The sequence below is a fragment of the Stutzerimonas stutzeri genome (assembly GCF_002890895.1).
In the GTDB taxonomy this organism is placed as follows: domain Bacteria; phylum Pseudomonadota; class Gammaproteobacteria; order Pseudomonadales; family Pseudomonadaceae; genus Stutzerimonas; species Stutzerimonas stutzeri_AB.
The window spans coordinates 75,611-89,614 of sequence record NZ_POUL01000004.1; the positions used below are offsets into that span (position 1 = coordinate 75,611).

General features: G+C 59.7%; 13 protein-coding genes. All 13 read left to right on the plus strand.

Annotated elements, in window-relative coordinates:
- Positions 1-185 precede the first annotated feature (185 nt).
- The 13 genes from flhA to CXK96_RS08665 all read left to right on the plus strand — a co-directional run bounded on the left by flhA (position 186) and on the right by CXK96_RS08665 (position 14,003).
- Positions 186-2,306: a flagellar biosynthesis protein FlhA gene (flhA, locus tag CXK96_RS08605; protein ID WP_102836066.1), complete on the plus strand. Its 2,121-nt coding sequence runs from the start codon at positions 186-188 to the stop codon at positions 2,304-2,306.
- A 16-nt stretch (positions 2,307-2,322) separates the two neighbouring features.
- Entirely contained in the window at positions 2,323-3,600 is a 1,278-nt protein-coding gene (flhF, locus tag CXK96_RS08610) for a flagellar biosynthesis protein FlhF (RefSeq protein ID WP_102836067.1), read from the plus strand.
- A gap of 91 nt (positions 3,601-3,691) precedes the next feature.
- Positions 3,692-4,522, plus strand: a complete 831-nt coding sequence (fleN, locus tag CXK96_RS08615; protein ID WP_102836068.1) for a flagellar synthesis regulator FleN — start codon at positions 3,692-3,694, stop codon at positions 4,520-4,522.
- A 14-nt stretch (positions 4,523-4,536) separates the two neighbouring features.
- Positions 4,537-5,262, plus strand: coding sequence for an RNA polymerase sigma factor FliA (gene fliA / locus CXK96_RS08620; RefSeq protein ID WP_102836069.1), 726 nt, complete (start codon positions 4,537-4,539; stop codon positions 5,260-5,262).
- Between the two features lie 116 nt (positions 5,263-5,378).
- On the plus strand, positions 5,379-5,753 hold the full coding sequence (locus CXK96_RS08625; protein WP_172830728.1) for a chemotaxis response regulator CheY: 375 nt from the start codon (positions 5,379-5,381) through the stop codon (positions 5,751-5,753).
- 23 nt (positions 5,754-5,776) lie between these two features.
- A complete protein-coding gene (locus CXK96_RS08630; RefSeq protein ID WP_102836070.1) occupies positions 5,777-6,571 on the plus strand; it encodes a protein phosphatase CheZ in 795 nt (264 codons plus the stop codon).
- A gap of 12 nt (positions 6,572-6,583) precedes the next feature.
- Complete coding sequence (locus CXK96_RS08635) at positions 6,584-8,779, plus strand: chemotaxis protein CheA (protein ID WP_102836071.1); 2,196 nt, start codon at positions 6,584-6,586, stop codon at positions 8,777-8,779.
- A gap of 49 nt (positions 8,780-8,828) precedes the next feature.
- Complete coding sequence (locus tag CXK96_RS08640) at positions 8,829-9,938, plus strand: protein-glutamate methylesterase/protein-glutamine glutaminase (protein WP_102836072.1); 1,110 nt, start codon at positions 8,829-8,831, stop codon at positions 9,936-9,938.
- Positions 9,938-10,678 (plus strand): flagellar motor protein, encoded by a 741-nt coding sequence (locus tag CXK96_RS08645; protein WP_102836073.1) that lies wholly within the window; start codon positions 9,938-9,940, stop codon positions 10,676-10,678. Before CXK96_RS08640 ends, CXK96_RS08645 begins: the two co-directional genes overlap by 1 nt.
- A 141-nt stretch (positions 10,679-10,819) precedes the next feature.
- On the plus strand, positions 10,820-11,647 hold the full coding sequence (gene motD / locus CXK96_RS08650) for a flagellar motor protein MotD (RefSeq protein ID WP_102836404.1): 828 nt from the start codon (positions 10,820-10,822) through the stop codon (positions 11,645-11,647).
- Positions 11,648-11,737: 90 nt separating this feature from the next.
- Positions 11,738-12,526 (plus strand): ParA family protein, encoded by a 789-nt coding sequence (locus CXK96_RS08655; protein WP_102836074.1) that lies wholly within the window; start codon positions 11,738-11,740, stop codon positions 12,524-12,526.
- Between the two features lie 86 nt (positions 12,527-12,612).
- Positions 12,613-13,437, plus strand: coding sequence for a CheW domain-containing protein (locus tag CXK96_RS08660; RefSeq protein ID WP_102836075.1), 825 nt, complete (start codon positions 12,613-12,615; stop codon positions 13,435-13,437).
- 86 nt (positions 13,438-13,523) lie between these two features.
- On the plus strand, positions 13,524-14,003 hold the full coding sequence (locus CXK96_RS08665; protein WP_019340623.1) for a chemotaxis protein CheW: 480 nt from the start codon (positions 13,524-13,526) through the stop codon (positions 14,001-14,003).
- Position 14,004 lies beyond the last annotated feature (1 nt).

Below are 14,004 nucleotides of genomic sequence, written 5' to 3' on the forward strand. Positions count from 1 at the left end.
CTGAAGTGGGGCAGCGTTACGCCACCCGTCGACTGTCTGACTGCCTCGGCCCAGACGCGTTCGATTGGCCTGCCATGGCCTCGCATGGCCGTATAGAGGCTCGACCAAAACTGGACCTCTTCTTGCTATAGCCCGGATAGGACGCGTTTTGCGTCAATTCTTTGTTCTTGTCTGGCGGGGTCTACGTGGATCGCACGCAACTCATCAATTTCGGCAACGGCCTAGCTGGCGCAGGGCGGGGTAACCTCGGGGTGCCGCTGCTGTTGCTGGTCATGATGGGCATGATGATGCTGTCGGTGCCGCCGTTCCTTCTGGACCTGCTGTTTACCTTCAACATTGCGTTGTCGATCGTCGTGCTGTTGGTCAGCGTCTACGCCCTGCGGCCACTGGACTTTGCCGTATTCCCGACGATCCTCCTGGTCGCCACGCTGATGCGACTCGCGCTCAACGTGGCATCGACGCGAGTGGTGCTGATCAATGGCCATGAAGGCGGCTCAGCGGCTGGTCACGTGATCGAGGCGTTCGGCAACGTGGTGATCGGCGGCAACTACGTCGTCGGTATCGTCGTCTTCGCAATTCTGATGATCATCAACTTCGTCGTGGTTACCAAAGGTGCCGGGCGGATCTCCGAAGTCAGCGCGCGCTTCACCCTCGACGCCATGCCGGGCAAGCAGATGGCGATCGACGCTGACCTCAACGCCGGGTTGATCGATCAGTCCGAGGCGAAGTTGCGCCGGGTCGAGGTCGCCTCCGAGGCGGATTTTTACGGTTCGATGGACGGTGCGAGCAAGTTCGTTCGCGGCGACGCCATCGCCGGCCTGCTGATTCTGTTCATCAACCTCATCGGCGGCGTCGGCATCGGCATGGCGCAGCACGGCATGAGCTTCAGCGAGGCGGGGCAGGTTTATGCCTTGCTGACCATCGGTGACGGCCTCGTTGCGCAGATCCCTTCGCTGCTGCTGTCGACGGCCGCCGCCATCATGGTGACCCGCGTTACCAGTTCCGAGGACATGGGGCAGCAGGTCAACCGGCAGATGTTCGCCTCGCCCAAGGCGCTGGCGGTATCGGCAGGCATCATGATTGCCATGGGCCTGGTGCCGGGCATGCCGCACATGTCGTTTCTCGGCCTCGGTGCGGTGGCTGCAGGTGGCGCCTACTGGATCTGGCACCGTCAGAAGCAGGTCACGCAACAGGCCGAGCAGGAGGTGCAGAAGCAGCAGGAAATGCTCCCTGCCCAGCGGGCCGCCGAGACCAAGGAGCTGGGCTGGGATGATGTGACGGCGGTGGATATGGTCGGCCTGGAAGTCGGTTACCGGCTGATCCCCCTGGTTGACCGCAATCAGGGTGGACAGCTGCTGGCCCGGATCAAGGGCGTGCGCAAGAAGCTGTCCCAGGATCTGGGCTTTCTGATGCCGTCGGTGCACATTCGCGACAATCTCGACCTGTTGCCCAACGCCTATCGCTTGACGCTAATGGGCGTAAGCCTGGCGGAAGCCGAGGTGTATCCGGATCGCGAGCTGGCGATCAATCCGGGGCAGGTATTCGGCCCGCTCAACGGCATCGCCGCCAAGGATCCGGCTTTCGGGCTGGAGGCGGTATGGATCGAGGCCAGCCAGCGCGATCAGGCGCAATCGCTCGGCTACACGGTGGTGGATGCCAGCACTGTGGTAGCGACGCACCTCAACCAGATACTGCACAAGCATGCCCATGAATTGCTCGGGCATGAGGAAGTTCAGCAGCTTCTGCAGTTGCTAGCTAAGAGCTCGCCCAAGCTCGCCGAGGAGTTGGTGCCAGGGATGATTTCCTTGTCCACCTTGCTCAAGGTGCTGCAGGCGCTGCTGCAGGAGCAGGTGCCTGTGCGTGACATCCGTACGATTGCCGAGGCCATCGCCAATGTCGCTGCCAAGAGTCAAGATCCCGCCGCAATGGTAGCGGCAGTACGTGTCGCGCTGTCTCGTGCAATCGTGCAAAACGTTGTCGGGCTTGAGCCGCAGCTGCCTGTGATCACCCTTGAGCCCAGGTTGGAACAGATATTGCTCAATAGCCTTCAGAAGGCTGGACAAGGCTCGGAAGATGGCATTCTCCTCGAGCCAGGAATGGCCGAAAAGTTGCAACGTTCTCTGGTAGAAGCGGCACAGCGTCAAGAAATGTTAGGTAAGCCGGCGATTCTGCTGGTGGCAGGTCCAGTCCGCGCGATGCTGTCGCGGTTTGCCCGCCTCGCCGTACCGAACATTCATGTACTGGCCTATCAGGAAATACCGGATAACAAGCAGGTCACCATCGTTTCAACGGTGGGTCAGAATTAACTGAGGGCTACAGGCCATGCAGGTCAAACGTTTCTTCGCAGCCGACATGCGTATCGCCATGAAGATGATTCGTGACGAGCTGGGCGCTGACGCCGTGATCACGGGAAACCGTCGGGTCGCTGGCGGCGTCGAGCTGACCGCTGTGCTTGATTATCCGATGGAATCGGCTGTGGCGAAGCAGCCTAATCCGGCTCTCGAAGCCGAGCTGCGCAAGACTCAGGCGCGACTTGCCAGTGCCCATGCCGAAATCAGCGCGCCAGCGCGCGGTTCGGCTGGTCAGGATCGTCAGCTGTTTGACGAGAAGCCCCCAGCTGCGCCCCAGGCAACCCCCGGCGCCGCGAGCCCGTCGTTCGAATCACGTGCGGTCGAGGCGATGCAGTCGGAACTGCAGGGCCTGCGTGAACTGATCGAAGTGCAGCTCGGTTCGATTGCCTGGGGGCAGGAGCAGAGCCGCCGTCCGCAACAGGCTGGCCTCTGGCGCCGCCTGCAGCGCATCGGTTTGCCGGCCGAACTGTCTCGCGCCTTGCTTGAAAAAGTCTCCACCGTATCGGAGCCACGCCAGGCCTGGCGGATGTTGTTGGCGCATCTGGCGCAATCGATCAAGGTGACCAAGGTCGAGCCGCTGGAAGAGGGTGGGGTGATCGCTCTGGTCGGCCCAGCCGGTGCCGGCAAGACCACCACCCTGGCCAAGCTCGCTGCACGCTACGTGCTCAAGCACGGCCCGCAGAGCATCGCTCTGGCGAGCATGGACAACTATCGGATTGGGGCTCAGGAACAGCTGAAAACACTGGGGCGTATTCTCGACGTACCGGTTATTCAGCTGGACCCGAGTCAGCCCTTGAGCAAAACACTGGCGCCGTTGGCTCGTAAGCGCCTGATTCTTGTCGATACCGCTGGTCTACCCGCGGGTGACTCGATGATGAAGGTGCAGCTCGAAGCGTTGGCGGACCGTGGCATCAAGGCGAAAAATTATCTGGTTCTGCCAGCGACGAGCCAGAGCCAGGTGCTCAAGGCTACCTGGCACAATTACCGCCGTTGCGGGCTGGCGGGCTGCATCCTGACTAAACTGGATGAGGCCGGCAGCCTGGGCGATGTGTTGGGGCTTATCATCAGTCAGCATCTGCCTATCGCTTACCTCGCCGATGGGCCGCGTATTCCGGACGACCTGCATCTGCCTCGCAGTCATCAGTTGGTCAGTCGTGCGGTGAGCTTGCAATCGGAAGAGAATCCGAGCGAGGAAACCATGGCTGACATGTTCTCCGATCTTTACAACGGTTCTCGGAAGGTCGGATGAACGCTTTGCTACGTGTGACACACAAAGAAGACGCGTTCGGGCTGAACGCATCGATGGCCCTAGGGCTCCAGCAAGAGATAGGCGTGTGAAAATGGGTATGCATCCCGTACAGGTTATTGCAGTGACCGGCGGCAAAGGTGGCGTCGGCAAGACCAACGTGTCGGTCAATCTGTCCTTGGCGCTGGCCGATCTCGGGCGTCGGGTCGTATTGCTCGACGCCGACCTCGGTCTGGCCAACGTCGATGTGTTGCTCGGCCTGACAACCAAACGCACCCTGGCTGATGTCATTGCAGGCGAATGCGATCTTCGTGACGTGCTGATCCAGGGGCCGGGCGGCATCCGCATCGTGCCGGCCGCATCCGGCACGCAGAGCATGGTGCAGCTATCGACGCTGCAGCACTCCGGCCTGATCCAAGCGTTCAGCGATATCGGCGATGACATCGATGTGCTGATCATCGATACCGCCGCCGGCATTGGTGATGGTGTGGTGAGCTTTGTGCGCGCCGCACAGGAAGTGCTGCTGGTGGTGACCGACGAACCCACGTCGATCACCGATGCCTACGCGCTGATCAAACTGCTCAATCGCGACTACGGCATCAGCCGCTTCCGGGTACTGGCCAACATGGCCCATGCGCCGCAGGAAGGCCGCAATCTGTTCGCCAAGCTGACCAAGGTGACTGAGCGCTTCCTGGACGTGGCGCTGCAGTATGTAGGCGCGATTCCGTACGACGAGTCGGTGCGAAAGGCCGTGCAGAAGCAGCGTGCCGTTTATGAAGCCTACCCCCGTGCAAAGTGTTCGCTGGCTTTCAAGGCCATCGCGCAGAAAGTTGACACCTGGCCGTTGCCGGCAACGCCACGCGGTCATCTGGAGTTCTTTGTGGAGCGCCTGGTAAGGCCCGCCGCAGAGCCTAACGAACAATAGCGGCTGGATTCGGTATGTATTACAGCAAAGCTCAGGCTAAAGACTCGCAGTACCAACTCATCGATCAATACGCGCCGCTGGTCAAACGCATTGCTTACCACCTCCTGGCGCGTTTGCCGGCGAGCGTGCAGGTCGACGACCTGATGCAGGCTGGGATGATCGGCTTGCTGGAAGCGTCAAAGAAATATGACGCCGGCAAGGGTGCGAGTTTCGAGACTTACGCGGGTATTCGCATACGAGGTGCGATGCTCGACGAGGTGCGCAAGGGTGATTGGGCGCCGCGTTCGGTACACCGGAATTCGCGCATGGTCAGTGAGGCGATTCGGGCAATTGAGGCCAGAACAGGACGCGACGCTAAAGATCAGGAAGTTGCGGCCGAACTTAAATTGAGTCTCGATGAGTACTACGGCATTCTGGGCGACACCTTGGGCAGCCGCCTGTTCAGCTTCGATGATCTGCTTCAGGAAGGTGAGCATGGGGAGTTCGAGGAGGATGCTGCCAGCACCCATCCGGAACCGTCCCGCGATCTCGAAGACGAGCGTTTTCAACAGGCGTTGGCTGAAGCCATCGGCAACCTGCCCGAACGTGAAAAGTTGGTGCTTTCGCTGTATTACGACGAAGAGTTGAACTTGAAGGAAATCGGTCAGGTACTGGGCGTCAGTGAATCGCGGGTGAGCCAGTTGCACAGTCAGTGCGCGGCACGTCTGCGGGCTCGTCTTGGCGAGTGGCGCGCGCGTTAACGACCGGTTTGCAACAAAGCATTAGAGACCGCTTACGAGCTTCATTCATGAGGCCCGCAAACAGACCGTGAGCAGGTCTCGGATTCGGGTTTACGGAGGTGTACTTGGACAAGAACATGAAAATCCTCATCGTCGACGATTTTTCGACCATGAGACGGATCATCAAGAACCTCTTGCGCGATCTGGGCTTTACCAATACCGCCGAAGCGGACGACGGCACTACTGCTTTGCCAATGCTGAAGAGCGGAAGTTTCGATTTTCTCGTCACCGACTGGAACATGCCCGGCATGAGCGGCATCGACCTGCTGCGCGCGGTGCGCGCCGACGAGCGCCTCAAGCACCTGCCGGTGTTGATGGTGACCGCCGAGGCGAAGCGCGATCAGATCATCGAGGCCGCGCAGGCTGGCGTTAACGGATACGTGGTCAAGCCATTCACGGCTCAAGTGCTCAAAGAAAAGATCGAAAAGATCTTCGAGCGCGTCAACGGCTGAAGCAGTAACGCCGCGAGGGCACTATGACGCAAGCAGACCAAGGCCTGGCAGAGTTCGAAGCGACTCTGAGGGCTCATGCACCCCAATTGATTGAAAGTCTGCAGCAGGGCCGCTTCGAAGAAGCGACGCAGATGTTTAACGAGCTCAATCAGGCGCGCAACCTGGGGCTGTACCAGGAAGTCGGCAAGCTCACGCGTGAGCTGCACAACGCCATCGTCAAGCTCGAAATGGACACCTGTGCGACGGGGGGTGATCCGTCGCCAATCACCGACGCCACGGACCGATTGTCTTACGTGGTGGAGATGACCGAAAAAGCGGCCAACCGCACCATGGACCTGGTTGAGGAATCGGCGCCGCTGGTGAACTACGTCAGCTACGAAGCCCAGAGCCTGACTGCCGATTGGCAGCGCTTCATGCGTCGCGATATGAACGCTGAACAGTTCCGCGACCTGGTCAAACGCATCGATCAGTTTCTCCAGCGCAGCATGAACGATGGCAGTCAGCTGTCGCAGAACCTTAGCGAAATCATGCTGGCCCAGGATTTCCAGGACCTCACCGGTCAGGTGATCAAAAGGGTGACCCGGCTCATTACCGAACTCGAAAGTAACCTGCTTAATCTGGTGCTGATGGCAGGCCAGGTTGACCGCGTGGCGGGCATCCAGCATGACCGCGAAGCGATGCGCGCCGAGCAGGAACTAAAAAAACAAGAAAAACAGCCTTCCAATGGTGAAGGTCCGCAGATGCATGCCGATATACGTGAAGACGTCGTTTCCGGGCAGGACGATGTCGATGATCTGCTTTCGAGCCTGGGCTTTTAGGGGAAGTTAAATATGAGCTTCGACGCCGATGAAGAAATCCTCCAGGATTTCCTGGTAGAGGCCGGCGAGATTCTCGAACTATTGTCAGAGCAGCTGGTGGAGCTGGAAAGCAGCCCCGATGACACAGCCTTGCTCAATGCGATTTTTCGCGGTTTCCATACGGTAAAAGGCGGTGCCGGGTTTCTCCAGCTACATGAGCTGGTGGAATGCTGCCACATCGCCGAAAACGTCTTCGACATCCTGCGCAAGGGTGAACGTCGCGTCGACTCGGAATTGATGGATGTCGTTCTGCAGGCTCTGGACTCCGTCAATGAAATGTTTAGCCAGGTGCGCGAGCGTACCGAGGTAACCCCAGCGACCCCTGAGCTACTGGCAGCGCTGGCCCGCTTGGCTGAGCCGGCCGGTGCGCAGGAACCTGTGGTCGAAGCCCCTGTCGAGGCTGAACCCGAGCCTGCGGTTACTGCCGATAGCGAGTTCGAGCAGTTTCTTGGCGCGCTGGAAGAGTCTGTCGAGACGCCGGCCTCCAGTGCCGCTGACGAGATCACCGACGAGGAGTTCGAATCGTTGCTTGATCAACTCCACGGAAAAGGCCAGTTCGCGGCTGAGCAGGACGCAAAGCCGGCTGCATCGGCGGCGGCTGTCGTGCAACCATCTGCCAGCGACGAGATCACTGATGATGAGTTCGAGGCGCTGCTCGACCAGCTGCATGGCAAAGGCCAGTTCGCCGAGCCGGTGGCAGCCGCACCCGCTGAAGCGGCGGCCAAGCCTGTAGCTGCTGGTGGTGACGATATTAGCGACGACGAGTTCGAAGCGCTGCTGGACCAGCTGCATGGAAAAGGAAAGTTTGAGCCCGACGCGGCTGCACCAGCTGCGGCTGCAGTTGTGCCTGTTGCTAAGCCCGCAGCGGTTACCGCGCCTGCGGAAAAGAAGGCTGCGCCTGCGAAGCCAGCTGTAAGCACCGTAGCGAGCAAAGCCGCTGTTCCGGCTAAAGCAGAGCCTGCATCCAAGCCTGCCGCCGCACCGGAGAAGCCCGCGAGCGAGGCGGAGACAACCGTTCGAGTCGATACCGCCCGACTTGATGAAATCATGAACATGGTTGGTGAGCTGGTGCTGGTGCGTAATCGCCTGGTGCGCCTGGGCTCCAACAGTGCCGATGAAGCCATGGCCAAGGCCGTGTCCAACCTCGATGTGGTGACCGCCGATCTGCAAAGTGCCGTGATGAAAACGCGCATGCAGCCGATCAAGAAGGTTTTTGGCCGCTTCCCGCGTCTGGTTCGCGATCTGGCTCGCAGCCTCAAGAAAGAGATCAATCTCGAGCTGGTCGGTGAAGAAACCGATCTGGACAAGAACCTTGTCGAGGCGCTGGCCGATCCACTGGTGCACTTGGTGCGCAACGCGGTGGACCACGGCATCGAAACTCCGGAAGAGCGCGAAGCCGCAGGCAAGCCGCGCACCGGCAAGGTCGTGCTTTCCGCTGAACAGGAAGGCGACCATATCCTGCTGCTGATCACCGATGACGGTAAAGGCATGGATGCGGACGTCTTGCGTGCGAAGGCAGTTGAGAAAGGTTTGCTCGATAAAGACGCCGCCGACCGACTGAGCGATCTGGAATCTTACAACCTGATTTTTGCGCCGGGCTTCTCGACCAAGACCGAAATCTCCGACGTGTCCGGCCGCGGCGTCGGGATGGATGTTGTCAAGACCAAGATTTCGCAGCTCAACGGTACGGTCAACGTCTTTTCCAACAAGGGTCAGGGCTCGCGCGTCGTGATCAAGGTGCCGCTGACGCTGGCGATCATGCCGACCCTGATGGTGATGCTCGCCAACCAGGCATTCGCCTTCCCGCTAGTCAGCGTCAATGAAATTTTCCACCTCGACCTATCCCGTACCAATGTGGTTGACGGTCAGGAAGTCGTGATAGTCCGCGACAAGGCGCTGCCGTTGTTCTATCTCAAGCGCTGGCTGGTGCACGGAGCCGAGCTCGAAGAGCAGCGTGAGGGGCACGTAGTGATCCTCAACGTCGGCAATCAAAGTATCGGCTTCGTCGTCGATCAGCTGGTGGGGCAGGAGGAGGTGGTGATCAAGCCATTGGGCAAGATGCTGCAGGGCACTCCGGGGATGTCCGGCGCGACTATCACCGGCGATGGTCGTATCGCCTTGATCCTGGACGTCCCGAGCATGCTCAAGCGTTACGCGCGCCGGATCTGATCAGTAGGCAGCGGTTTTTTCTCGGACCGCTGTCGCTAGGAGTTGTTTTATGGCAGTCAAGGTCCTGGTGGTGGACGATTCCGGCTTCTTCCGCCGCCGTGTATCGGAGATCCTTTCTTCAGACTCGAATATTCAGGTGATCGGAACCGCGACCAACGGGCGCGAGGCTATCGACCAGGCGCTGGCGCTGAAACCGGACGTCATCACCATGGATTACGAGATGCCGATGATGGACGGTATCACCGCCGTCCGGCAGATCATGCAACGCTGCCCAACGCCGGTGTTGATGTTCTCCTCGCTTACCCATGAAGGCGCGCGGGTCACGCTCGATGCGCTGGATGCGGGGGCCGTTGATTTTCTGCCCAAGAATTTCGAAGACATCTCGCGAAATCCGGACAAGGTAAAGCAGCTGCTCTGCGAGAAGGTTCATAGCATCTCGCGCAGCAATCGCCGTTTCAGCAGTACTGTCACCGCTCCGGCAGCCACGACCCACGCAGCGCGCCCGGTCGGCGGCAGCCCTTCGGGTATCACCTCTCATGCGAGGCCTTCGGCGCCGGTCCATACAGCTCAAGCTCCAGCTTCGGCGCCTCGTCGCAAGTCGTACCGGCTGGTTGCCATTGGCACCTCGACCGGTGGGCCGGTTGCGCTTCAGCGCGTACTGACGCAACTGCCCGGCAATTTTCCGGCGCCTATCGTGCTGATCCAGCACATGCCGGCCGCGTTTACCAAAGCCTTCGCTGAGCGTCTGGACAAGCTCTGCAAGATCAGCGTCAAAGAAGCAGAAGATGGCGATGTACTGCGCCCTGGCTTGGCACTTCTAGCGCCGGGCGGTAAACAGATGATGGTCGACGGGCGCGGCACGGTACGCATTCTGCCGGGCGATGAGCGCCTCAATTACAGGCCTTGCGTTGACGTTACCTTTGGTTCAGCCGCCAAGGCCTACGGAGACAAAGTGCTGGCCGTAGTGCTGACCGGGATGGGTGCTGACGGCCGCGAAGGGGCGAGGATGCTCAAGCAGAGCGGTAGCCAGGTGTGGGCTCAGGACGAGGCCAGCTGTGTGATCTATGGCATGCCGATGGCGGTGGTCAAGGCCAACCTCAGCGACGCCGTTTACGGGCTCGATGACATTGGTCGCCACTTGAGCGAGGCGTGCATCTAATGGATGTACTCAGCCTGATTGGGCTGGTGCTCGCATTCGTCGCCATTGTTGGGGGTAATTTCCTAGAGGGTGGGCATGTTTCGGCGCTGCTCAACGGGCCGGCTGCGCTTATCGTTCTCGGCGGTACGCTCGGGGCAGTGTTGTTGCAGACGCCCATGCCGGTGTTCATGCGTGCGATGTCGGTGATGGGCTGGATTTTTTTCCCGCCGCGCATCGACATGGTTCGTGGAATCAGTCTGGTCACGGGATGGAGTGCCACGGCGCGCAAGGAGGGGCTGCTTGGCCTCGAGCCGATCGCCGAAACCGAGCCGGATCCTTACGCTCGCAAAGGCCTGCAGCTGCTGGTCGATGGTGCTGAGCCGGAAGTGATTCGCAGCATTCTCGAAGTTGATCTGTACACCCAGGAAACCCGCGATCTCAGGGCGGCCAAAGTATTCGAGAGCATGGGCGGCTACTCGCCTACGGTAGGCATTATCGGTGCGGTGATGGGGCTGATACATGTCATGGGCAACCTTGCCGATCCCAGCCAACTGGGCAGCGGTATCGCGGTTGCATTCGTTGCCACCATCTATGGCGTGGCCTTTGCCAACTTGCTGGTGTTGCCGATGGGCAACAAGCTCAAGAGTGTGGTGCAGAAGCAGACCGCTTACCGCGAAATGTTGCTCGAAGGCGTTCTATCGATCGCCGAAGGAGAAAACCCTCGCTCCATCGAAATGAAACTCCAGGGTTTCATCGATTAATGACACAAGGGCAACGCTGCGTACGCTCGGCGCTGCGGATCTGGGACTGAACATGGCAAAGACTGCAAGCAAGACGTTCTACCCAAGTGCCGCTCAGGTGAGCCTGTTCATTTGTTGCGCCTGGCGTGTGGTGATCTGATCATGGCTCGTCGCCGCAGTCACGAAGAGCCCGAGAATCACGAGCGTTGGTTGGTCTCCTACGCGGACTTCATCACACTGCTGTTTGCCTTTTTCGTGGTGATGTATTCGATCTCCTCGCTCAACGAGGGCAAATACAAAATCTTGTCCGACTCGTTGGTAGGCGTTTTCAATCAGGTCGACCGCGCCGTAAAGCCGATTCCGATTGGTGAAGAGCGGCCGCGGACTACGCAGCCAGATGTATCCCAGATCGATGAGCCGCAATCATCGCAGCAGCCAATCGATCCGCTGCAGAGCATCATGAAGAGCATGCAGGCGGCTTTCGCCGATCTTATCGGTTCCAATCAGCTGACCATTCGCGGTAATGAGTTGTGGGTGGAAATCGAGCTGAATTCGAGCTTGCTGTTCCCCAGTGGCGATGCGCTGCCCAACGACCACGCGTTCGATCTCCTGGAAAAGGTCGCCGGAATACTGGCACCGTTCGACAATCCGATTCACGTAGAAGGCTTCACCGATAACCTGCCCATCAACACGGCGAAATACCCGACCAACTGGGAGCTGTCCGCAGCGCGGGCTGGCAGTGTGGTGCGGATGCTCGCTGCGGACGGTGTCGACCCCGCGCGGATGGCGGCGGTAGGGTACGGCGAGTTCCAGCCTATCGCGGACAACGCCACCGCCGAGGGCAGGGCGCGCAATCGTCGCGTGATTCTGGTCATCTCCCGAAATCTCGATGTGCGTCGCAGCGTCAGTGGGGTAGGAAGCGCAAATGCCCGACCGGTCGTGGGCAGCGCCCAAACTGGCACACAACGTGCTGCTCCCTCTGATCGTTAGGTGCCGCTCGCGGCGTCGTCAATTCTCCGTCGTTGGCTAAAGCCTAGACGGCCGGTCCCGGTCTGGTTCGATCCGGATGGAAAAAGAGTTATGAGAGTCTGGGCTGTAGCCAACCAAAAAGGCGGAGTGGGTAAAACCACTACCTCCATTGCACTTGCCGGTTTGCTGGCCGATTCCGGCAAGCGGGTCGTAGCGCTGGATCTCGATCCCCACGGCTCGATGACGAGCTATTTCGGCCATGATCCGGATAACCTCGACCACAGTGTTTTCGACCTGTTCCAGCATCAGGGAACCGTTCCCGAGGGGCTGCCCTGGCAGCTGCTGCTGCCAACCAGCCATGAGCGTCTCTCCTTGCTGCCGTCCAGTACAGTGCTGGCGACGCTGGAGCGCCAGTCGCCGGGCCAGAACGGTCTCGGCCTGGTCATCGCCAAGAGTCTTTCGCAGCTCTGGCAGGATTTCGATTACGCGATTATCGACAGCCCGCCGCTGCTTGGCGTGCTGATGGTGAACGCGCTGGCCGCCAGCCAGCAGCTGATCATCCCGGTGCAGACCGAATTCCTGGCCATGAAGGGACTGGAGCGCATGGTCAGCACGCTGAGTATGATCAACCGCTCACGCCGGCAGGCCTTGCCTTATACCATCGTGCCGACCATGTTCGATCGTCGCACCCAGGCCTCGATGAACACACTTAAGGTCTTGCGTAACGGCTACCAGGAGCACCTCTGGCAAGCCTTCATTCCGATCGACACACGGTTGCGTGATGCCAGTCGCGCCGGCCTTACGCCATCGCAGCATGACCCCAGTAGCCGAGGCGTGCTTGCCTATCGCGCACTGCTTAAAACACTGCTGGCGGCGCAAGCGTCGCCAGCGGTGGCCTGAATGACGACGTACGGCCGCGTCCGCAGTTCAAGTTCGCCCTGGGTGCGGCCGATAGCCTATTCAGTGGGTTCGCACGAGTTGGTTCCATGAGTCGTACCGTTCTTAAAGAAAGCCGATCGCAACAGACGCTGCAGTCGTATCTCGACGCCCTGTTGCAGGACGCCATCGTTGGATTGACCGAATCGGTCAGTCCAGACGAGTTCCAGGCTGCCGTACTCGAGGAGCAGCAACGCGACACACAGCGAGTAGTTGCGCTGCGTCCGGTTACTCCGGCTGAACCTGAAACTGTGGCCGCTCCGGTAACAGTCGAGGCTCAGGCGTTACTCGAGTTGCCGCCCGAATTGCCCTTGGAAGCACCGCTTGCACCGGTCGAGCCGATTGCCATTTTCGAGTCGCAGGGGCAGGCTCCGGTTGGTCCTCCCGCGATCCCCAGTGGTCAGCCGGAGTGGGGTGAGGAGCCGTTCGAGTGCTTGTTGTTCGATGTGGCCGGGCTGACGCTGGCGGTGCCGCTGGTGAGTCTCGGCTCGATCTATCCGCTTGCCGGACAAGAGCTCACGCCTCTTTTCGGTCAGCCCGCCTGGTTCCTCGGTATCTTGCCGAGCCAGGCTGGCAATCTGAAGGTTCTGGACACCGCACGCTGGGTCATGGCTGAACGGTATCGCGACGATTTCCGCGACGGACTTCAGTACGTGATTTCTGTGCAGGGATATGAGTGGGGGCTGGCAGTGCATCAGGTCAGTCGCTCGATTCGTCTGGACCCGAAAGAAGTGAAGTGGCGCACTCAGCGCACTCAGCGGCCCTGGCTGGCCGGTACGGTGATCGACCACATGTGTGCGCTGGTGGACGTGACCGCGCTCGCCGAGCTGATCGCCAGCGGTGCGACCCGACATCTCAAGGGCGTCCCGTCGTAAACGAATTGAACAAACACAGGGGCACACAAGCGCCCCGAGTAACCGATAGAATCAACCGCCAGTGCGGTACATGAAGAGGTGGGGCTATGAAGATGACTTCCGCACAGGGTTCCGATGATCCGGTCCTGCAATGGGTAACCTTCCGACTGGATAACGAGACCTATGGCATCAACGTGATGCAGGTCCAGGAAGTGCTGCGTTACACCGAAATCGCCCCGGTGCCGGGCGCTCCCAGCTATGTGCTGGGCATCATCAACCTGCGTGGCAACGTCGTTACGGTGATCGATACGCGCCAGCGCTTTGGTCTCGACACGGCGCCGGTATCGGACAATACCCGTATCGTCATCATCGAGGCTGACCGCCAGGTCGTCGGCATCCTCGTCGACAGCGTGGCTGAGGTGGTCTACCTCCGCCAATCGGAAATCGAGACTGCGCCTAACGTCGGTAACGATGAATCAGCGAAGTTCATCCAGGGCGTGTGCAACAAGAACAATGAGCTGCTGATTCTGGTCGAACTGGACAAGATGATGAGTGAAGAAGAATGGGCGGAACTTGAGAGCATCTGAA

Coding starts and splice junctions, on each gene's coding strand:
- CXK96_RS08630 (WP_102836070.1), top strand. CDS start 5,777: ATGACGCAAGCAGACCAAGGCCTGGCAGAGTTCGAAGCGACTCTGAGG.
- CXK96_RS08665 (WP_019340623.1), top strand. CDS start 13,524: ATGAAGATGACTTCCGCACAGGGTTCCGATGATCCGGTCCTGCAATGG.
- CXK96_RS08660 (WP_102836075.1), top strand. CDS start 12,613: ATGAGTCGTACCGTTCTTAAAGAAAGCCGATCGCAACAGACGCTGCAG.
- CXK96_RS08635 (WP_102836071.1), top strand. CDS start 6,584: ATGAGCTTCGACGCCGATGAAGAAATCCTCCAGGATTTCCTGGTAGAG.
- CXK96_RS08655 (WP_102836074.1), top strand. CDS start 11,738: ATGAGAGTCTGGGCTGTAGCCAACCAAAAAGGCGGAGTGGGTAAAACC.
- fliA (WP_102836069.1), top strand. CDS start 4,537: ATGTATTACAGCAAAGCTCAGGCTAAAGACTCGCAGTACCAACTCATC.
- CXK96_RS08640 (WP_102836072.1), top strand. CDS start 8,829: ATGGCAGTCAAGGTCCTGGTGGTGGACGATTCCGGCTTCTTCCGCCGC.
- motD (WP_102836404.1), top strand. CDS start 10,820: ATGGCTCGTCGCCGCAGTCACGAAGAGCCCGAGAATCACGAGCGTTGG.
- fleN (WP_102836068.1), top strand. CDS start 3,692: ATGGGTATGCATCCCGTACAGGTTATTGCAGTGACCGGCGGCAAAGGT.
- flhF (WP_102836067.1), top strand. CDS start 2,323: ATGCAGGTCAAACGTTTCTTCGCAGCCGACATGCGTATCGCCATGAAG.
- CXK96_RS08645 (WP_102836073.1), top strand. CDS start 9,938: ATGGATGTACTCAGCCTGATTGGGCTGGTGCTCGCATTCGTCGCCATT.
- CXK96_RS08625 (WP_172830728.1), top strand. CDS start 5,379: ATGAAAATCCTCATCGTCGACGATTTTTCGACCATGAGACGGATCATC.